Raw genomic sequence first — 20,346 nt, forward strand, 5'->3', positions numbered from 1 at the left:
CGCTACACGAACAAAACTTAGGCTAACCTACCTCCGCCGCGGTCCCGGTCCTCGAGCCGGGACCGCGCGCGGACGGGCGAGAACGTTGATGAAGGAGTTGCTGTGAGCTCGGTGGAACGGGACGACGTGAGCGCCGAACATCCCGGATTACCGCTCACCGGAGCGCAATTGGGCATCTGGAACGCCCAGCGCCTCGACCCCGACTCGCTCAGCTACATGGTCGGCGAGGTGCTCGAGATCGCCGGCGCCGACGCGATCGATGTGACCCTGCTCGACACCGCGATTCGCCGCACCATCGCCGAAACCGACACGATGCGACTGCGTTTCGCCGACACGCCCGACGGGCCGCGGCAGCGGATCACCGACCACGAACCCGACCTGCGGCCCCTGGTCGATCTGCGCGGCGAGGCCGACCCGGTCGCCGCCGCGCACCGCCTCGTCGCCGCCGAGCGCACGCGCTCGGCCACCGCGTGCCGGGCGATGGTCGACCGGCAGCTCTACACCTACACCCTGCTGCGCCTCACCGACACCGACGTGTGGTGCATCCAGCTCTACCACCACCTGATCATCGACGGCTACAGCGCGGCCATGGTCTCGCGCCGGGTCGCCGCCCACTACACCGCGCTGCGCCGGGGCGGTGACGTGCCGCGCCTGCGCTGGGGCTCGATCGAGACGCTGGTGGCCGAGGACCTCGAATACCGTGCGAGCCAGGCACATCAGCACGACCGCGAGTACTGGCGCGACCGGCTCACCCCGCTGCCGCCGCTGGACGGGCGCGGTGCGGCGCCCGAGGGCGTGGTCGAGCGGACCCACGAGGTCCGCGCCGTCCTCGACGCCGCGACGATGGACCGCGTCAAGACGGCGGCGACGGCGGCCGGGATCACCTGGGCCGACGTGCTCGTCGCCGGGTACGTGGGATTCATCCACCGGGTGCTCGGCGAGACCGATGTGGTGATCGCGCTGCCGGTGATGGCGCGCGTCGGCAAGACCGCCCTCACCACCCCGTCCATGGCCGTCAACGTGCTGCCCCTGCGGGTTCCGGTGACCAGTCAGGATCGCCTCGGCGATCTCGGCAAGCGCGTGGCCGACGCGCTGCGGGAGATGCGCGCCCATCAGCGTTTTCGCGGTGAGGACCTGGCCCGCGAATTCGGCGGCGCGCAGACCGGAGCGCTGCTGCACGGCATCGGCATCAACCTCAAGGCCTTCGACTTCGCCCTCGATTTCGACGGCGCCACCGGCACCCTGCGCAATGTCGCCGGTGGTCCGCCGGAGGATCTGGGTCTGACCGTCACCCCGCTGTCGGAGGACCGGGTCCAGCTCGGCTTCGAGGTCGACGCCCGCTCGCTCGATGCCGCCACGGTCCAGCGACGCATGGACGCGCTCGTCGCGCTGATCACCGAACTGGTCGACGCGGACAAGCCCATCGGCGCGATCACCCTGTACCCGAACGACTTCGGCGCCGATCGGGCCGGTGTGGAACTGCCCGGTGTACCCGGGGACTCCGTCGAGGTCTTCGACAGCATGGTCACGGCTCGCGGCGACGACGTCGTGCTCGTCGGCGGCGCCGAGCGCCTCACGGCCGCCGAACTCGGCGCGCGCGTGCACCGGCTGGCCCGGTACCTGCGTGCGCATGCGGTCGGCCCCGAGGACATCGTCGGCATCGCGCTCCCGCGCTCGGTGGACCTGGTGGTCGCTCTGCTGGCGGTGCAGCATGCGGGCGCGGCGTTCTTGATGCTCGACATCGGCCATCCCGCCCAGCGCCTCGCCGACATCGTCGACGACGCGGAGCCGGTGCTGATCCTGACGGACAACGTGGTCGCGAAGACGATGTTCGCGAATCGGCGCGCGGCCACCGCGCGTACCGAAGACACCGATCCCGCTGTCCGGTCCGGCGCCCCGACTACGAGCACCCCGCGCGATGGCGCTACGCCCGACGACAGCCTTGCGGTAGCTCACCGGCCCGGCGCCGAGATCGCGGATCGGTGGGCGGTAGGCGAGCAGACCGGCGACGAGGTCCCGAATGGGCGGATGGGTGCGGGCCGAGCCGGCGCGCTCATCCTTCTGTCGGACACCACGATTCAAGCTGGCATCGCCGGTCTGCCGAGCGGTCCGCTGACCGCGGCGGAACTCGCCGCGCCACGGTCCCCGGCGCACCTGGCCTATGTCGTGTACACCTCCGGGTCCACCGGGAAGCCCAAGGGTGTCCAGATCTCCTGTGGCGCGATGGCGCAGCTGCTGCACCACCACCACTCGACCGTGTACGCCGACACCGCCGACCGCGTCGGCGGGCGGCAGCTGCATGTCGCGCACACCTACTCCTTCGCCTTCGACGCGGCGCTGGACCAGTTGCTGTGGCTGTGGTGTGGGCACCGGGTCCACCTGTACGACACCGACATCCAGAAGGATGCCGCCGCGCAGATCGCGGCCCTGCGCGCCGATCGCATCGATGTCGTCGACACGACACCGTCGATGGCGGCGGCCCTGATCGACAACGGGCTGCTCGGCAGCGCGCATCGTCCCGAGCTGCTGCTGCTCGGCGGCGAGGCGACCCCGCCCGCCCTGTGGTCGACGATCGTGGCGTCGAAGGTGGCCGCGCGCAACATGTACGGGCCGACCGAAGCCACGGTCGACGCGCTCAGCGCGGCCGTCACCGGAGAACTCCCGCATGTCGGCGGGCCGCTCGCCGGGACCCGCGCGTATCTGCTCGACGGTGCGCTGCAGCTCGTCCCGGACGGCGAGGTCGGCGAATTGTATTTGGCGGGCCCGCAATTGGCGCGTGGCTACCTCGGCCGGGTAGCGGTGACGGCGGACCGCTTCGTCGCCGACCCGTTCGTGCCGGGCGAGCGCATGTATCGCACCGGTGACCGGGCGCGCTGGCTGCCCGGCAAGGGCTACGACTATCTCGGGCGTGCCGACGCGCAGATCAAGGTGCGCGGCTACCGCGTGGAACTGGGCGAGGTCGAGGCCTCCCTCGGCGCGCTGCCCGGGGTGGCGGCCGCGGCCGCCACCGTCCGCAAGTCCGGTGACAGCACCCGCCTGGTGGGTTACCTGGTGCCCGAAGCGGGCCGCTTCCTCGACCCCGATGCCCTGCGCCAGCTGCTGACCACCCTGGTCCCCGACCACCTGGTCCCCTCCGCGCTCGTGATCCTCGACGCCTTGCCCACCACCGTCAACGGCAAACTCGACCGCGCCGCCCTGCCCGCGCCGCAGTTCACCTCGACCGGCCGTCCGCCCCGCACCGAGCAGGAGCGGGCCCTGTGCGGTGTGGTGGGTGCGGCGCTCGGCCTGGCGCAGGTCAACGCCACCGACGACTTCTTCGGGCTCGGCGGCGACAGCATCACCGCCATCGGCGTGAGCAGCCGCCTGCGCGCCCTCGGCTGGGAGGTCCAGCCGAAAACCCTGCTCGCCCAGCGTGACCTGGCCACCATCGCCGCCACCGCCCAGATGACCGCCGCCGAGGTGGCAGCCCCTGCCCCGGACGAGGCGACGGGCCCGGTCCCGATCCCGCCCATGGTGGCGGCGCTCCTGGCGGCGAATCCGAGCCCCGCCGCCATCGCAGGGTACGCCCAGTGGACGGCCCTGACCCTGCACGAGGACCTCACCCTCGACCACCTCACGACCGGCCTGCAAACCCTGCTGGACCGGCACGACGCCCTGCGCCTCGTCCTGCGCGATGCGGACGGCGACCCCGGGCTGGAGGTCGTGGGCGTCGGCACCGTGGGTGCATCTGACCTGATCCACGAACTGGTGCTCGATGACTCGCTTCCCGCCGAGGACGGGCGCGGCATCCCCTCGCCCGGACGCAGCGCAGTCGACTCGGCCGGTGGCCGGCACGGGACGGAGACCGCGGATGCGACCCGGCCCACCGGGATCTCCGCCGCTCCATCACAGGGCGCACCGCTGACCGCACCTAGCGCTAAGGGCTCCGGCGCCACAGCCCGTACGACGGCCGCCGACGCGACGGCGCACCGAGAGCACGCGGCTACCCCGAGGCGTGCCGAGACCACCCGAGTGCCCGCCGCTGTCGAAAGCCCGAACACCGGGCCACGACTCGTCACGGAAGCCGGGTCGAGTACACCGTCGCGACCGAGCCACACCGCCGCCGGTTCGGACTCGCCGATCGCGGCGGTGGCGATCGGCCTCGCCGCGGAATTGGATCCCTCGGCGGGAATTCAGCTTCGAGCGGCGTTGGTGCGGACCGCGCCGGGGACGGCCGACAAGCTGGTGCTGGTCGCGAATCACCTCGTGGTGGACGGGGTTTCGTGGCGCGTCCTGGTACCCGAACTGTACGAGGCGTGCGCGGCCGCCCGCGAAGGACGCCCAGTGCGGTTGCCCGCGAAGGGAAGTTCGTGGCGGCGGTACGCCACGCTGCTCGCCGAAGCCGGCGCCGCGGGCGATTACCGCGCGGAGCTGGCGCACTGGGAGCACGCGCTCGGCGACAGCACGGTCCCGACTCTCGGTGACCGACCGCTCGATCACGTAGCCGACCGCGTCGAGACCGCTGAGCAGACAAGGACTTTCGCCGATCCGGCGGTCTCCGACGCGCTGCTGACCGCGCTCCCCGCCGCTTACCGGGTGAAGACCGACGAGGTGTTGCTCGCGGCCCTGATGCTGGCGCTCAACGCCTGGCGCCGCGAGCGCGGCGACACACTCGAGCCAGGCAGGCCCGTCACCGTCGAGGGGCACGGGCGCGAGGCGCTGCGACCCGACACCGACTTCGCGGGCACCGTCGGCTGGTTCACCAGCGAGTTCCCGGTGTGGACCCCCGCGACCGGCATCACCGACGAGGCCGGGCTCGCCGAGGCGCTGGCCGGCGGCGCGGCGGCAGGGCGCCTGCTGCGCGCGGTCAAGGAGGCCAAGCGGGCCGTGCCCGGCAACGGCGTGGGGTACGGGGTGCTGCGCCGACTCGATCCGGTGACCGCGCCGCGCTTCGCCGACCGGCGCGCGCCGGAGGTCCTGCTCAACTACCTGGGCCGGTTCGGTGGCGGCGGCGCCGCGGGCTGGAGCCTGCCCGAGGACGACCCGTTCGCGGTGACCGAACCACCGGAGAAGGCACTCACCGAGGTGCTCGCCCTCAATGTCTTCGTGCACGAGCCGGCAGGTGCGCAGCCGGGCGCCGCCCGCCTCGCCGTGGAGTGGACCGCGGCGGGCCGGATACTCGGTGCCGACCGGGTGGCCGAGCTCCAGCGGCACTTCGCGCTGGCGCTGGAGGCCTTCGCCGCGCACGCCGCGCTGTTCCCCGGCGGGCTCACCCCGTCGGACGCCCCCGGCGTGGCCGTCGACCAGGACACCATCGACGCGCTGGAGGCCGCGCACGGCCCGCTGGCCGAACTGCTGCCGCTCTCGCCGCTGCAGGAAGGGTTGCTGTTCCACGCGATTCGCGACGGCGCCGACGACGTCTACGCCCTGAGCGCGCGCGTCGACCTGCACGGACCGCTCGACAGCGCCCGGCTGGCGGCGGCATTCGACACGGTGGTGGGCAGGCACCCGACGATGGCGGCCGCCTTCCACTACGAGGGACTGGAGCAGCCGGTGCAGGCCGTGCCCCGCGCGGTCGGGATGCCCTGGCGCGAGGTCGACCTGTCGGGGCTGCCCGTGCGCGCCGCGCGAGCCGCGGCCGACCTGCTGGAGGCCGAGGCGACACGGCACCGCTTCGCGGTGGACCGGTCGCCGATGTTGCGCGCCACCATGATCCGGATGCCCGGTGACGCGCACCGCCTGGTGCTCAACACCCACCACCTCGTGATCGACGGTTGGTCTACCCCGATCGTGCTGCGCGAGGTCCTGGCCGCCTACCACGGCGACGAACTGCCGCCCGCCTCCTCGTACGGCGACTACCTGGCCTGGATCGGGACCCGCGACCGCGCCGCCGTCCGCGCGGCCTGGGCACGACGGCTGGCCGGGCTCGCCGCACCCACACTGGTGCGCACCGACACGTCCCATCAGCGCGAATTCCGGCAGTGGCAGGTTCCGCTGTCCACCGCGCTCGCCGCCGAGCTGGCCGAACTCGGCCGCCGTCGTGGCCTGACGATGAACACCCTCGTCCAGGGTGCCTGGGCACTGGTGCTCGCCGAGCTCACCGGCCGCACCGATGTCGTGTTCGGCGCGACCGTGTCCGGGCGCCCCGCCGAACTGCCCGGCGTCTCGGGCATGGTCGGCCTGTTCGCCAACACCGTGCCGGTGCGCTGCGCCTTCGATCTCGACCGCGCACTGCTCGACCAGCTGGCCGACCTGCAGGAGAACCAGTTCGCCATGCAGGAATTCGATTACGCGGGGCTCGCGGAGATCGAACGGATCGCGGGCCTCGGCACCCTCTTCGACACCCTGGTCGCGTTCGAGAACTTCCCCAATTCCGGCCCCGGGCAACCGGACTCGCACGACCTGCGGCGCGGCGAGTTCCACAACCACGGCAACACCCACTACCCGCTCACCCTGATCGCCCCGCCGGGCGACCACCTGGAGCTGGTGATCTGGTACGACCGCGCCGCCGTCGACGACAGCACACTCCCCCAGATCTCCGATCGGATCTCCACGATCCTGACCGCCGTCACGACGACGGCGGATGTCCGGCCGGGCGCCTTCCTCCAGTCGGCACCGACCGACTCCGCCCCGTCGGACTCGACAGCCGCCGCACCCACGTCAGCGGCCGGCACCACGCCGCCGACAGCGAGCATCGCGTCGACGGCCGCCACCCTTGCCCAGCAAGCAGGCGCTGCTGAGGCGCGGAAAGGTCCGAGAAACGCGGCGCTGCAACAGGACCCGCAAGGGACCACGCTCGCCGACTGGGGTCTTCCCGTCGCTCCGACGGCTCCGGCGATCACGGCCGACGGCATCACCATCGATGCCCAGGAGTTCGAGGCAAGGGCCAATCGCCTTGCCCGGTGGCTCATCTCGCACGGCGTCGGCCCCGAGACCGTGGTGGCCGTCGCCATGCCACGGACCATCGACTCCGTCGTCACCGCGCACGCCATCTGCCGGGCAGGCGGTGTGTACCTGCCGGTGGACCCGGAGCAGCCCGCGCAACGCATCGACAAGATCCTCGACACCGCTACTCCCGCACTGGTTCTGCGTTCGCTCGACGAGGCGGACACCACCGGGTTCGGCGATGGCCCGCTCACCGACGCCGACCGGCGCGCATCGCTGCGCCCCGCGAACACGGCGTGCCTGCTGTTCACCTCCGGCTCCACCGGAACGCCCAAGGGCGTGAGCCTGTCGCACGCCGCCATCGTCTCCACCTTCACCTGGCTGCAGCGCGAGTGCCGGTTCGGGCCCGGCGACACGATGCTCTACCGCACCCCGCCGATCTTCGACGCCTCGCTCATGGAGATGTTCCTGCCGCTGCACGTCGGCGCCCGCATCGTGCTGACCAGGCCCGGCGGTCACCGCGATCCCTACTACCAGGCCGAGCTCATGCGCGCGGAGCGGGTGACCGCGATGTGGATGACCACGTCCATGCTGACCGTGCTCGCCGAAGAGGCCGACCTGTCGGGGTGCGCCGATCTGCGCTGCGTGCTCACCGGCGGCGAGGTCCTGCCGCCCGCGACCGCCCAGCGCATGCGCGCGCTCACCGGCACCGCCGTGTACAACTTCTACGGTCCCACCGAGGCAGCCATCGGTTTCACCTTCCACGAGACCGTCGACGCCGACACCGCCTCGGTGCCGGTGGGCGCCCCCGCCGATCCCGTCCGCATTCTCGACGACCAGTTGCGACCGGTGCCCGCCGGAACTGTCGGCGAGCTCTACATGACCGGTGTGCGGCTGGCCCGCGGCTACCTCGCCCGCCCCGATCTGAGCGCGGCCGCCTTCGTCGCCGACCCCGGCGGCAACGGCGAAAGGATGTACCGCACCGGCGATCTGGTGAAGCTGAATCCGTACGGCGAGCTCGAGTACGTCGGCCGCACCGACAGCCAGGTGAAGTTGCGCGGCCAGCGCATCGAACTCGGCGACATCGAGTCGGCCCTGCTGAGCTGTGCCGGGGTGGCGCACGCGGTGGTGCTGCTGCGCGAGGACACACCGGGTGACCAGCGCCTCGTCGCCTACCTCGTGCCCAGCTCCGGTGTCACGCTCGACACCGGCGCGGTGCGCGAGCGGATCCGGACCGCCCTGCCCGCGTACATGATTCCGTCCGCGTTCGTGGTCCTCGACCAGGTTCCGCGCACCGCCACGGAGAAGATCGCCCGCAATGAGCTCCCCGCGCCGGAGTCCGTCACCACCCGGGCGTCCCGGGGAACGGATCAGTTCTCGCCCGGCACCGCCGCGGCAGTCGGCACCGTTCGCATCACGGCAGACGTCGGCCGGACGGTCGTTGCCCCCACCGGCACCGCAGGGTCCATATCTGGCGACGCCCCCGCTGTCGGCTCGGTCACCGCACCGGACAGCGGACTGCTCACGACCATCCGCGCGGCGATGGCCGCGGTGTTGTCGATCGACGACATCGGCGCCGACGACGACTTCTTCGAGCAGGGTGGGCACTCGCTGCTCGCGGTACGCCTTGTCGGCCGGTTGACGCGCGCCGACCTGCCCGCCGTGCTCGACGATGTCTTCTCCGCGTCGACGCCGCGAGCACTCGCGGCCCGGATCGGCGCGCAGGGCGACACCGGGCAGCGACCGGAGGACGGTCTCGCGAGTCTGCGCAGCCGCCTCGACCCCGTGCTCGAGCTGCGCGCCGAGGGCTCGGCTCCGCCGCTGTTCTGCATTCACCAGATCGGCGGCACCGCATGGAAATACGCGCCGCTGGCCCGCCTGCTGCGCGCCGACCGTCCGATCATCGGCCTGCAGATGCCCCAGCTCACCGCACCGGAGACGCAGACCCGCACGCTCGACGACCTGGCCCGCTACTACCTGGACGCCGTCCGCCGCATCCAGCCGCACGGCCCCTACCACCTGCTCGGCTACTCGCTGGGCGGCAACATCGCCCACGCGATGGCCGACATCCTGGTCGCCGAGGGTGAGCAGGTGGGATACGTGGGGCTGCTCGACTCGCATCCGCTGTCGAACCTGACCGAGCGGGCCGCCGCGACCCTCGCCGATCCCTCCGGGATGGAGGCGCTCGTCCCCGAAATCGGTGAGTACCCCGCCGAATTGGCGGCGGTCGTGGTCCACGCCGCGACCGAGCTGCTGCGCATGGTCACCGAGTCGGAGTCGCCCGCGTACGACGGACCGATGGCCCTGTACTGCGCCGACAACGGCCTCGAACCCGAACGCGTGCACGCCCAGCTCACCGGGTGGCAGGCCGCGGGCGCGCGACTCGTGGTCCGGCGACTTCCCTACACACACAACGAGATCGCGATGCCGGCCGGCTGGCCCGAGGTCGCCGCGCTCCTCGACGTGGATCCCGCGATCCGCACCTGAACCTCCACCTGGAAGAAAGAAGGAAACACTCCATGTCAGCGCACCGAATGACGGCACGCATGCGTGCCGCCGTCGCACTCCTGATCGTCGCGGTGACCGCGACGGCCGTGGGCTGCGGCAGCTCCACCTCCGACGAGGCGGCCGACACCGGCACCCGCCAGGTGGAAACCGCCAAGGGCCCGATCACCGTGCCCGCCGACCCTCAGCGCATCGTGGTCCTCAACGGCGCCCTCGCCGGCTTCCTCTTCGACCTCGACGCCAAGGTGAAGGCCGCGGACCCGCGCATTCTCGGCGTCACCCTCGGGCCCGGTGAGTTCCCGCCCGCGTGGGCCGCCGACGCCAAGGAGCAGGGCGTCGAAGCCGTGCCCTCCGGTGACGACCTGAACCTCGAGTTCATCGCCGCCCAGCGGCCGGACCTGATCATCGGCGGCGGACCCGGCTTCCCCGGCCTGCAGACGATCAAGAACTACGACAAGCTCAGCGCCGTGGCACCCACCGCCCTGGTCCCCTCCGACCTGGCCAACTGGCAGGACCAGCTGAAGACGGTGGCCGACTTCGTGAACCGCCCCGAGAAGGTGGAGCCCATGATCACCGCCTACAACGACCGGGTGAAGGAGGTGAAGGCCGCGCTGAAGGTGCCGCAGGGCGCCGCGGCGGTGATGCAGTCCCAGGCCGACGGCAAACCCGTCCTGCTGGCCCCCAACACCCCGCTGGCCAACCTGCTCGCCGCGGTCGGCTTCACCATCGACGACAAGATCGAGGCCAAGGCGGGCAACCCGCCCCGCACCCAGGCCGGTGACTGGGTCACCTTCAGCCCCGAACTGCTGAGCACCGTCGTCGACGCCCCGAACCTGTTCGTCCTGCTCCTCGACGGCGGCCGCGACATCCCGCAGCTGAAGGCCGACCCGGCCCTGGCCATCCTGCCCGCCTTCCAGCAGAACCAGGTCTACGAGCTGCCCGCGGCCAGCAAGCGCCCGGACTACCGCCAGGCCATGGCGACCCTCGACCTGCTGGCCGAGCGCTTCAAGAAGTAGCGTCCAGCGGTTTCGACACCACAGACACCCCGTCCGCCGGAATTCCGGTGGGCGGGGTGTCCGCTGTTTCGGCGCCCACACAGCACGACAGTTGGCGCCGGAGTCAGGCTGTGGCACAGTCGGTTCCGCGACAGTCGCGTGGGAGTGGGGGCAGCGATGCGTCAGATCGTCGGAATCGAACCGTTTCGCACCGAGCGCGCGGAGTTGCTCGCGGAGGGCAACCGGCTCACCGCGCTGTACAAGGAGCTCGGCGCGACCGAGGACGGCTTCGCGGCGTACCACGGGTTCGTCGCGCTGCATGCCAGGTACCGGGAACTACTACCCGACATCGTGGTCTCGCGCTGCCCGTTCAGCGACCGGTTGGTGTACTGGCCGCTCGACATCGTCGACGTCGACGGGTGGTTCTGGAACGCGTGCAACCCGGTGCGCCGGACCGACCCGGTGCCACACACCTGGCTGCTGATGGGTGGCGCGATGCGGCTCGACGGTCCGCCCGCCCCCGCGCCGTTCCGGCGCAGAGTCGGCCCCGGCGTCCCCTACGTCTACACCGAAGCACTCGAGCATCCCGAGATGCGGGCCGTGATCAGCGAAGTGCCGGTCGGCCCGCACACCGGGTGGGCGATCACCTACCACTGTTCGGTCCACCGGCCGCGCGGCCTCGCGCTCGAACCGGTCTGGGGCAGCGACCATTACGACGTGGCCGTAGCGCCGCGCCGGTACGCCGCCTGGGACGACAACTGGCACACCAACAGCCGCGACTTCGAGCTGCGGCCCTGGCTCGACAGCGGCAAGCTCCTGTGGATCGCGCCCGGCGACACCACCGCCACCCTGCGCACCGGCTCCACCGACTGTCCCTATCTGGACCTGCCGGGGATCCGCGGGTACCACCCGCCGTTCTGAGTGGGTCGGGCCGGCGCGGGGTGTTGCCGAGCGCATTCGCGGTGGTGCCGGTGGTCGCCGCGCGCAGATAGTCGGCGGCGATCAGCCGGTCACCGCCCCGAGGTCATCGCAGGGCGTCGGCCCGCGGATTGCGCTCGACGCTGTAGTAGGTCCGGTCGGACCGCAGCAGCCAGTCGGGCCCGACGAAGAATCGGCGGGCCGTCTCGTCACCGAAGGCGAGGTACTTCAGCCACGCCACCGCCGTCCCGGACGACAGATAGGCGCCGGGGCCGTCCACGGGCGAGAAATGGCTCACCCCACGGGCATTCGCGATCCAGGCGGGGGCGTGGAAGGTGAGGTTGTACTGCCACCAGCGCACCCAGGCGAAGTCGGGGACGACGAAATCGTTGTAGCCGGTGAGAAACAGCGTCGGCACATTGATCAGGGCGCCGATGCCCACCGGTCCCGGCTCGATGGCCAGTACACCGATCACCGCGAAGTCCGGATCGATCACCTCGGCGATCGGCGGGAACAATGCCGCCGCCTGCAACGACGCGCCGCCGCCCGCGGAGTGCCCGCCCAGTACGGTGCGGCTCAGATCGATCCGGCCGAACAGTGGCGAGCCGGGATCGCGATTCTGTACGATCGCCGCCGCCAGGCCCGCCGCGGGCAGGTGGACCAGCGAATTGACGAAGTCGTACGGGATCACGACGACGAACCCGTGACTCACCCATTGCCGGGCCAGGGTGTCGTACATGCCCGGGTTCGCGGTGATCCCGCCCTCGAACAGGATCAGCGGCGCCTTGTCCAGCTCGCCGATGTCGGCCGGGTAGTAGGTGTTCACGCCGACGGGCGACTGCAATCCGTAGGGAAAGGCCTGGGTGCAGCGCGCGTCGTCGCGGTTGCCGAACAGGTGCACGGTGAGGTGCGCGATCATCCCGGCGACCGATTCCTGGCAGGGATTGGTGACCGTCGTGGTGGCCACCGGATGTGGACCGGGCTGGTCGAAAACGCTCTGCGCAGTGGTACCGGGACCGATGCCCTCCGCGCTGGCGGTGGCACTCGACAATCCCGCGACGAGTGCCGCGACGACCAGCATGACGGCCGACAGCACGCAGGCCCGGCGAGTGGGTGACCTCATCGTCGAGGGCTCCGTTCTCCACACCGGGTTGCCCGGCTCGCTGATTGAGACGACATCGTCTCAATCAAGAGAGTAACGGGAATGTGGTGCGCGACACAACCGATCGAGCGGCCCTGGACACAAAGCGACGGGCCCCGCTGTTCCGGAGAACAGCGGGGCCCGTCTGCGAGACCGCGTGTCTTACAGCGCCTTCAGTTCCTCGGTGACCGCACCGACGGACTTCTTGGCGTCGCCGAACAGCATGGAGGTGTGGTCGGCGTAGAACAGCGGGTTGTCGATGCCGGCGAAGCCGGAGTTCATCGAGCGCTTCAGCACGATGACGCTCTTGGCCTGGTCGACGTTGAGGACCGGCATGCCGTAGATCGGAGACGAGGAGTCCTCGCGGGCGGCCGGGTTGGTGACATCGTTGGCGCCGATCACCAGCACCACGTCGGTGCGGTTGAACTCGCCGTTGATGTCGTCCATTTCCTTCATGGCGTCGTAGGAGACCTCGGCCTCGGCCAGCAGCACGTTCATGTGCCCGGGCATACGACCGGCGACCGGGTGGATCGCGTACTTGACCTCGACACCCTTGCCCTCGAGCAGGGACGCCATCTCCTTGACCGCGTGCTGGGCCTGCGCGACGGCCATGCCGTAGCCGGGCACCACGATGACCTGGTTGGCATAGGCCATCTGGATCGCGGCGTCGGCCGCCGAGGTGGCCTTGGCCTGCTTGTTCTCGCCACCGGCGCCGCCACCGGCCGCGCCGCCGCCACCACCGAAGCCACCGGCGACGATGGCCGGGATGGAGCGGTTCATGGCCTTGGCCATCAGGTTGGTCAGGATGGTGCCGGACGCGCCGACGATCATGCCCGCCACGATCATCGCGGTGTTGTTCAGCGCCAGGCCGGCGGCGGCGGCCGACAGGCCGGTCAGCGCGTTGAGCAGCGAGATGACGACCGGCATGTCCGCGCCGCCGATGGGCAGCACGACCATCAGGCCGAGCACACCGGCCAGCACCAGCAGGCCGATCATCCACAGCTGCGAGACGCCACCGTTGTCGGCGCCGAGGCCGATCACCACGGCGCACACGATCGCGCCGACCAGCAGCAGCAGGTTCAGCGGCTGCTGCAGCTTGCCGATGCCGATCGGCTTGCCGGACAGGATCTCCTGCAGCTTGGCGAAGGCGATGATCGAGCCCCAGAACGAGACCGAACCGATCACCGCGGCGAACAGCGAACCGATGATGATGTGGATGTTGGGCTCGCTGTGCAGCGCGGAGAAGCCCGAGCTGTCGATGAACTCGGCCCACGCGATCAGCGCGACGGTGCCACCACCGACACCGTTGAACGCGGCGACCAGCTGCGGCATCTCGGTCATCTTGGTGCGCACGGCGGGCGGAACACCCAGTGCCACACCGACGACCAGGCCCGCGCCGATCAGGATCCAGTTGATCATGTCCGCGTGCCGCACCGAGATCAGCGTGGCGATCACGGCGATGGCCATGCCGACCGCGGCGATCTGGTTGCCGCGCACGGCGGTCTTGGGACCGGTCAGGCCCATCAGGCCGTAGATGAACATGGAGAAGGCCACGATGTAGAGGCCGTTGACCAGGTAGGTCATGTTGTCGACTGCGTGCATCACTCGGCCGCCTTCTTCTTACCCTTGAACATGCCGAGCATGCGGTCGGTGACCACGAAGCCACCGATGACGTTCAGCGTTCCGAACACCACGGCGACGAACAGGATCACCTGCACCAGCAGCGACGGGTCCTTGACATTGCCCAGCGTGACCAGCGCGCCGAGCACGACGATGCCGTGGATGGCGTTGGTGCCCGACATCAGCGGGGTGTGCAGGGTGTTGGGCACCTTGGAGATGACGGCGAATCCGACGAAGCCGGACAGCACGAGAATCGCGATATTGGCGAGAAGTTCGGTGTACATCAGGCTTCCACCTCACGGGTGACGCAGGAGTCAGCGAGCACCTGATCGTCGAAATCGGGCGCGAGCTTGCCGTCGACCAGCATCAGTTCCAGCAGCGCGGCGATGTTCTTGGAGTACAGCTCCGAGGCGTGCTCGGGCATGGTCGCGGGCAGGTTCAGCGGCGAGGCGATGGTCACCTCGTGCTTGACGACGATCTCGCCGGGCTCGGTGAGTTCGCAGTTGCCGCCGGTCTCCCCGGCCAGGTCGACGATCACGCTGCCGGGCTTCATGCCCTCCACGGCGGCGGCGGTGACCAGGCGCGGCGCCGGACGGCCGGGCACCAGTGCGGTGGTGATCACCACGTCGAAGCCCTTGATCGCGTCCTCGAGCGCCTGCTGCTGCTTGGCCTTCTCCTCCTCGGTGAGCTCGCGGGCGTACCCGCCCTCACCGGCGGCGTCGATGCCGAGGTCGAGCCACTGGGCACCGACCGAACGCACCTGGTCGGCGACCTCGGGGCGCACGTCGTAGCCGGTGGTGCGGCCACCGAGACGCTTGGCCGTGGCCAGCGCCTGCAGACCGGCAACGCCGACGCCGAGCACCAGCACCGTCGCCGGCTTCACGGTGCCCGCGGCGGTGGTGAGCATCGGGAAGAACCTGGTCGATTCCGACGCGGCGAGCAGCACGGCCTTGTAGCCGGCCACGTTCGCCTGCGAGGACAGCGCGTCCATCACCTGCGCCCGCGAGATACGCGGAATCGCTTCCACCGCGAACGCCTGCACGCCCGCGGACTTCAGCGCGCCGATCTGGTTGTCGGCGTTGCGCGGCGCGAGGAATCCGATCAGCGTCTGCCCGGAGGACAGCTTGGCCACCTCGGCATCGCTGGGCGGTGCCACCTTCACGACGACCTCGGCGGACCACGGGTCACCGATGGTCGCGCCCGCCTCCACATAGGCGGCGTCGGGAATGAGCGCGCCGAGGCCCGCACCGGCTTCCACGACCACCTCGACGCCCTGCTTGGTCAGGGCGGGGATGATCTTGGGCACCAGAGCGACCCGCCGCTCACCCGCGCCGGACTCGCGAACGACTCCGACACGCGCGCCGCGCGGCGAACCCTCGCCAACGTTTTGCGTTGTCTCCACTAGTCAGACTTCCTTTTCGTGCTGGCTTCGAGCCTGGGAACAACGGGTCAGCCGATATTACTTGCGAGTAAGTTCGGCTGAAATCCTCGCAACTGTACTCGGCTCGCGGTGAGCCTAGCCGAGATGCCCGTCACAGCGGAGTGCTGGACAGCGGAACCCCGAATCGGACAGAGCCGACCTGTTTCGCCAAGTTGACGCCCCTTCTTGCCGTCGGACGCGGGTCCGCGTCCATGATCAGATTCGTCGCCGCAGGTAGGGCCGGACAAGAACGCACACCGTGGTGGGCTACTTACCTCCGGGTCCGAATCCTGGTCGAACGACCGGGTAGTCGGCCGGACGTGACGCGCGTCATGTCCACACCGTAGGGTCGAGGCTGTGAACGACTGCGTCTTCTGCCGGATCGTGGCGGGTACCGCGCCGGCGACCAAGGTCTTCGAGGACGACGCGGTCTGCGCCTTCCTCGACATCCGGCCGATCACCCGCGGGCACACGCTCGTCGTCCCGAAGCGGCACGCCACCGAGCTCGACGATCTCGATCCCGATCTCGGCGCGCAGGTCTTCCGCACCGGTCATCGGCTCGCGCGCGCCCTGCGCCGCGGCGGCCTGGCCAGCGACGGCGCCAACCTCGTGCTCAACGACGGCACCGCGGCCTTTCAGACCGTCGGCCATGTGCACCTGCACGTGGTTCCGCGCAGGCACGGTGACAAACTCAGCTTCGCGAAGGGCTTCCTGTTGCGCCGTCCGCACGACACCGAGTCGACCGCGGCGGCGATCCGCGCCGGACTCACCGCGCTGGCCCACGCAGAAGGAGCACAGGGATGACCCAACGCACGCCCGACCGCGAGCAGCTCACCGATCTGCTCGCACAGCAGTGGGAGGCCATCGGCATCCTGGTCGCCGATCTGGACGAGAACGCCTGGCGCAGGCCGTCGCCGCTGCCGGGGTGGACGCTGTTCGATGTGGTCGCGCATGTGGTCGGCACCGAGTCCTGGCTGCTCGGTGAGACCCCGCCGCCGCACGATCCGCTGCGGCCCAAGACCGATGTGCGGACCCTGCCGCACGTGCGCAACGAGGTCGCGGTGCTCAACGAGATCTGGGTCGATCGGCTGCGGCCGCTCTCGGGCAAGCGACTGCTCGCCCTGTTCGACGAGGTGACCGATCGCCGGCGCGCGGCACTCGTCGCGATGGACGAGCAGGCCTGGCAGGCGCCGACGGTCTCGCCGGTCGGGCAGGTGCCGTACGGCCGGTTCATGCGGGTACGGCTGTTCGACTGCTGGATGCACGAACTCGATCTCGCCGACGGGATCGGGCGCACCGTCGCCGAGGGCGGCGAGCGCGCCGAGACCGCCTACACCGAACTCACCATGGGACTTGGCCGTCCGCTGGTGAAGGGCGCCAAGGCGCCGGAGGGGTCGCGGGTCACCATCGAGCTCACCGGCGCGGTGCCGCGGCAGATCAACCTGGCGGTGATCGACGGGCGCGGCGCCGTCCTCGACGAGGCCGATGGCGCGCCCACCGCGACGATCGGCCTGGACTCCGGACTGTTCGCGCGGCTGCGCGGCGGCCGGACCACCGCCGACGCGCACCGCGACCAGATCACCCTCGACGGCGACACCGCCCTCGGCGAGCGCCTGGTACGGAATCTGGCCTTCACCATCTGATGCGCCTGTTCCTGGCGTCCTATCGCTTCGGCGCGTTCGCCGACCGGTTCGCCGAGCTCGTCGGCCCGGCCGCGCGGATCGCGGTGATCCCCAATGCCTGCGACGCGTGGCCCGCCGCGTGGTCGGCGTCGGTCACCAGCGACGTGACTCCGCTGCGGCAGCGGGGCTACACACCGGAGGTGGTGGATCTGCGCGACTACGCCGGACAGCCGGGACAGCTGGAGCGGCGGCTGCGCGACTTCGGCGCCGTGTGGGTGCGCGGCGGGAACACCTTCGTCCTGCGCGCCCAATTCGCCCGCAGCGGAGCGGATTCCGTGTTGCCCGCCCTGCTGCGCGAGGACGCGCTGGCCTACGCGGGCTATTCCGCGGGCGCCTGCCTGCTGGCGCCCTCGTTGCGCGGCCTGGAGACGATGGACGATCCGGCCGAGGTGCTGCCCGCCACCGGCGTCGAACCACGCTGGGACGGACTGGGATTGGTGGATCGCCGCTTCGTCGTGCATCTCGACTCGGCCACCGATCCCGACGGGGAGGCGCCGCGCCTGCTCGCCAGGTACCGAGACGAGGGGGTCGCGCACTGGGCGCTCACCGACGACGATGTCGTCGTGGTCGCGGGCGGGCGCACCGAGGTGCTGCGCGGCGGCTCACCGGTCGACGGCGACCGGATCCGCTGATCGCTTGCGCCGGAACACGATCCAGCGCATCGCCGAGTACATGTACACCGCCTCGCAGGCACCGGCGAGCAGCCTCGCGACGTGGTATTCCACCCCCAGCGCGACCAATCCGGAGCCGACGCCGAGGATGAACGCCAGATAGTTCACCAGCACCACCACCGCGTACACGACGGCCTGCTTGCCCATCGGGGCGTGGGAGTGGAAATTGAAGGTGCGGTTGAGCAGGAAGGCCAGGCCGAAGGCGACGATGTAGGCCAGCGAGATCGACAGCGACACCGGCAGGTCGAGCCCGTCGTGCAGCAGGGTCAGCAACAGCAGGTCGACGCCGAAGGTGAAGCTGTTGATGAGCGCGAAGCCGAGCAGGGTCGGGGGGACGATCCGGTCCAGCCCGAAGGGCAGCCGGGCGACGACCGCCTCGCACCAGCGGGTGAACCGGTCGGCGATCGAGTCGGTGACACTCGCGTGCTGCTCCACGCGGCCCAGCCTGCCAGCGCCAGGTGACGTCAGGGTGAGCTGGAAGCGAACGGCCGGGCTCAGCGGTGCAGGGCGATGGCCCGCGCCCGCGCCGCCTCGCCGCCGGGCGCAGGCCGCTGATCCAGCGTGGCCCAGACGCTCAGGCACCGGCGGCGGGTGAACTCGTCGGCCTCGGTGAGCAGGGCGTCACGCAGCAGGGCCGGGTCGGCCGTCCACTCCGCGGCGATGTCGGCCAGCGCGCGGACACCGAACATGCCGGTCGCTTCCAGCGCCGACAGCCACTGCTCGTGCTCGCCCGCGTGGACGAGGCGCATCGCGTCGGGATCGATGCCCGCGTCGGCGTACTCGGCGGCCAGCAGGGCGGCGACCAGTTCGCTTCGGTCCTGCGGTTCCATCATCTTCCGGCCCTCCCGGCGACAGACGGTGCGACGCGGCGTCTCGGAGGAAACGCACTGCGCGAGCGGCACACCGTGGAGCGGAACTCGAAACACGCCGGGTGCCCGGTGCGGAATCGTGGCCGGCACACCCGTTACGAGCATTGTGACGGGTTGGACGCCGTATACACCAACCCGGCGCGCTGGATCACAATTCGCCGCTTCCCGGCATGGTGACCGGCACCCACCGGGCAGCCGACCTGGACGGATGATCACCAGCGTCTCGCCCCTACCGGCGCCCCGACCGGGTTAGCGTTGACAGGTGGACGAGAGCAGGGTTGACCTCGATGCGCTGATTGCCACGGTGTCGGACGGAGCGGTGGTCGTCGACCCCGATCTGCTCGCCGGCTACCGCCAGGATTGGGCGCGTGATCCCGACGCGGGCACGCCGATCGCGGTGGTGCGGGCGCGCGACACCGCGGATGTGTCGGCCACCCTGCGCTGGGCGCACGCGCATCGCGTGCCGGTGGTGCCGCGCGGCGCAGGCTCCGGCCTGTCCGGTGGCGCGACCGCGGTGGACGGCGGGATCGTGCTCAGCACCGAGCTGATGCGCGAGATCCGGGTCGACGCGGTCACCCGGACTGCCGTCGTCCAGCCCGGGCTGCTCAACGCCGAGGTGAAGCGGGCCGTGGCCGCCGAGGGACTCTGGTACCCGCCGGACCCCTCCTCGTTCGAGATGTGCTCGATCGGTGGCAACGCGGCGACCAACGCGGGCGGACTGTGCTGCGTGAAGTACGGCGTCACCACCGATTACGTGCTCGGCATGGAGGTGGTGCTCGCCGACGGGACCGCGGTGCGGCTCGGCGGTCCGCGGCTGAAGGACTCGGCGGGGCTGTCGCTGACAAAACTGTTCGTCGGCAGCGAGGGCACGCTCGGGGTGATCACCGAGCTCACGCTGCGGCTGCTGCCCGCCCAGCCGCCGCAGGCGACGGTGGTCGCCAGTTTCGGCACGCTGACCGCCGCCACCGACGCGATCCTGGCCATCACCTCGACCCTGCGGCCCGCGATGCTCGAGTTCATGGACACGGTCGCCATCAACGCCGTGGAGGACGAGATGCGGATGGGGCTGGATCGCACCGCGGCCGCGCTGCTCGTCGCCCGGTCCGACGCGCCGGGCGAGTTCGCGGCCCACGAAGCGCGCACCATGGTGTCGCTGTGCGAGAAGGCCGGGGCCACAGAGGTTTTCGACACCGAGGACGCCGCCGAAGGCGAAGCCTTCACGGCCGCACGGCGATTCGCGATCCCGGCGGTGGAACGGATCGGGCCGTTGCTGCTCGAGGACGTCGGCGTGCCGCTGCCCCGCCTCGGCGACCTGATCACCGGCGTCGCCGCCATCGGCGAACGCCACGACGTGCTGGTGTCGGTGATCGCGCACGCGGGCGACGGCAACACCCACCCGCTGATCGTGCACGACCCCACCGACCCCGACAACACCGCCCGCGCGCACCGCGCCTTCGGCGAGATCATGGACCTGGCCATCGCCCTCGGCGGCACCATCACCGGCGAACACGGCGTCGGCCGGTTGAAGAAGGCGTGGCTGCCCGATCAGGTGGGGCCCGAGGTGATGGCGCTGACCCGTCGCATCAAGGACGCGCTCGACCCCGAGGGCATCCTCAACCCCGGCGCGGTCCTCTAGCGGAACAACCGGCCGAGCGGCCGGG

The 20,346-nt window shown here is 70.7% G+C and carries 13 protein-coding genes; 7 read left to right on the top strand and 6 right to left on the bottom strand.

Going from position 1 to position 20,346, the window contains the following annotated elements; genetic code table 11:
• The first annotated feature begins 102 nt into the window (after nt 1-102).
• The 3 genes from AB0H56_RS08725 to AB0H56_RS08735 all read left to right on the top strand — a co-directional run bounded on the left by AB0H56_RS08725 (nt 103) and on the right by AB0H56_RS08735 (nt 11,285).
• The gene (locus tag AB0H56_RS08725; protein ID WP_357159345.1) at nt 103-9,351 is read left to right on the top strand and encodes an amino acid adenylation domain-containing protein; all 9,249 of its coding nucleotides are present in this window, start codon (nt 103-105) and stop codon (nt 9,349-9,351) included.
• Nucleotides 9,352-9,383: 32 nt separating this feature from the next.
• Nucleotides 9,384-10,385, top strand: a complete 1,002-nt coding sequence (locus AB0H56_RS08730; protein WP_357159348.1) for an ABC transporter substrate-binding protein — start codon at nt 9,384-9,386, stop codon at nt 10,383-10,385.
• 156 nt (nt 10,386-10,541) lie between these two features.
• Nucleotides 10,542-11,285, top strand: a complete 744-nt coding sequence (locus AB0H56_RS08735) for a hypothetical protein (protein WP_357159351.1) — start codon at nt 10,542-10,544, stop codon at nt 11,283-11,285.
• A gap of 103 nt (nt 11,286-11,388) precedes the next feature.
• On the opposite strand, the gene AB0H56_RS08740 is transcribed toward AB0H56_RS08735, so the two are convergent.
• From AB0H56_RS08740 to AB0H56_RS08755, 4 genes are all read right to left on the bottom strand, one after another.
• Nucleotides 11,389-12,405, bottom strand: coding sequence for a hypothetical protein (locus AB0H56_RS08740; RefSeq protein WP_357159353.1), 1,017 nt, complete (start codon nt 12,403-12,405; stop codon nt 11,389-11,391).
• 180 nt (nt 12,406-12,585) lie between these two features.
• A complete protein-coding gene (locus tag AB0H56_RS08745) occupies nt 12,586-14,007 on the bottom strand; it encodes an NAD(P)(+) transhydrogenase (Re/Si-specific) subunit beta (protein WP_357160242.1) in 1,422 nt (473 codons plus the stop codon).
• Between the two features lie 17 nt (nt 14,008-14,024).
• A complete protein-coding gene (locus AB0H56_RS08750; RefSeq protein ID WP_056818017.1) occupies nt 14,025-14,327 on the bottom strand; it encodes an NAD(P) transhydrogenase subunit alpha in 303 nt (100 codons plus the stop codon).
• Nucleotides 14,327-15,445, bottom strand: a complete 1,119-nt coding sequence (locus tag AB0H56_RS08755; RefSeq protein ID WP_357159356.1) for a Re/Si-specific NAD(P)(+) transhydrogenase subunit alpha — start codon at nt 15,443-15,445, stop codon at nt 14,327-14,329. Before AB0H56_RS08755 ends, AB0H56_RS08750 begins: the two co-directional genes overlap by 1 nt.
• A 375-nt stretch (nt 15,446-15,820) precedes the next feature.
• On the opposite strand from AB0H56_RS08755, the gene AB0H56_RS08760 reads away from it, so the two are divergent.
• From AB0H56_RS08760 to AB0H56_RS08770, 3 genes are read left to right on the top strand one after another with little or no spacing between them, the layout of a single operon-like run.
• Nucleotides 15,821-16,267, top strand: coding sequence for an HIT family protein (locus AB0H56_RS08760; RefSeq protein WP_357159359.1), 447 nt, complete (start codon nt 15,821-15,823; stop codon nt 16,265-16,267).
• Nucleotides 16,264-17,106 (top strand): maleylpyruvate isomerase family mycothiol-dependent enzyme, encoded by an 843-nt coding sequence (locus tag AB0H56_RS08765; protein ID WP_357159362.1) that lies wholly within the window; start codon nt 16,264-16,266, stop codon nt 17,104-17,106. Before AB0H56_RS08760 ends, AB0H56_RS08765 begins: the two co-directional genes overlap by 4 nt.
• Nucleotides 17,106-17,777, top strand: a complete 672-nt coding sequence (locus tag AB0H56_RS08770) for a Type 1 glutamine amidotransferase-like domain-containing protein (RefSeq protein WP_357159365.1) — start codon at nt 17,106-17,108, stop codon at nt 17,775-17,777. The genes AB0H56_RS08765 and AB0H56_RS08770 overlap by 1 nt, the downstream gene beginning before the upstream one ends.
• Here the strand turns inward: AB0H56_RS08770 and AB0H56_RS08775 are convergent.
• Both AB0H56_RS08775 and AB0H56_RS08780 read right to left on the bottom strand, forming a co-directional pair.
• Entirely contained in the window at nt 17,748-18,251 is a 504-nt protein-coding gene (locus AB0H56_RS08775; RefSeq protein ID WP_357159368.1) for a GtrA family protein, read from the bottom strand. The two genes, AB0H56_RS08770 and AB0H56_RS08775, sit on opposite strands and share 30 nt — an antisense overlap.
• 59 nt (nt 18,252-18,310) lie before the next feature.
• Nucleotides 18,311-18,649, bottom strand: coding sequence for a hypothetical protein (locus tag AB0H56_RS08780; protein ID WP_357159371.1), 339 nt, complete (start codon nt 18,647-18,649; stop codon nt 18,311-18,313).
• A gap of 298 nt (nt 18,650-18,947) precedes the next feature.
• Here AB0H56_RS08780 and AB0H56_RS08785 point away from each other — a divergent pair, with 298 nt between their 5' ends.
• Entirely contained in the window at nt 18,948-20,321 is a 1,374-nt protein-coding gene (locus AB0H56_RS08785; protein ID WP_357159374.1) for an FAD-linked oxidase C-terminal domain-containing protein, read from the top strand.
• Nucleotides 20,322-20,346 lie beyond the last annotated feature (25 nt).

Origin of the sequence: Nocardia sp. NPDC050717, assembly GCF_040654275.1 — a bacterium.
Taxonomy (GTDB): Bacteria; Actinomycetota; Actinomycetes; order Mycobacteriales; family Mycobacteriaceae; genus Nocardia.

Bases quoted from the DNA above. Each gene is read 5' to 3' on its own strand.
- AB0H56_RS08730 (WP_357159348.1), top strand. From the start codon at position 9,384: ATGTCAGCGCACCGAATGACGGCACGCATGCGTGCCGCCGTCGCACTC.
- AB0H56_RS08735 (WP_357159351.1), top strand. From the start codon at position 10,542: ATGCGTCAGATCGTCGGAATCGAACCGTTTCGCACCGAGCGCGCGGAG.
- AB0H56_RS08740 (WP_357159353.1), bottom strand. From the start codon at position 12,405: ATGAGGTCACCCACTCGCCGGGCCTGCGTGCTGTCGGCCGTCATGCTG.
- AB0H56_RS08745 (WP_357160242.1), bottom strand. From the start codon at position 14,007: ATGACCTACCTGGTCAACGGCCTCTACATCGTGGCCTTCTCCATGTTC.
- AB0H56_RS08750 (WP_056818017.1), bottom strand. From the start codon at position 14,327: ATGTACACCGAACTTCTCGCCAATATCGCGATTCTCGTGCTGTCCGGC.
- AB0H56_RS08765 (WP_357159362.1), top strand. From the start codon at position 16,264: ATGACCCAACGCACGCCCGACCGCGAGCAGCTCACCGATCTGCTCGCA.
- AB0H56_RS08770 (WP_357159365.1), top strand. From the start codon at position 17,106: ATGCGCCTGTTCCTGGCGTCCTATCGCTTCGGCGCGTTCGCCGACCGG.
- AB0H56_RS08780 (WP_357159371.1), bottom strand. From the start codon at position 18,649: ATGATGGAACCGCAGGACCGAAGCGAACTGGTCGCCGCCCTGCTGGCC.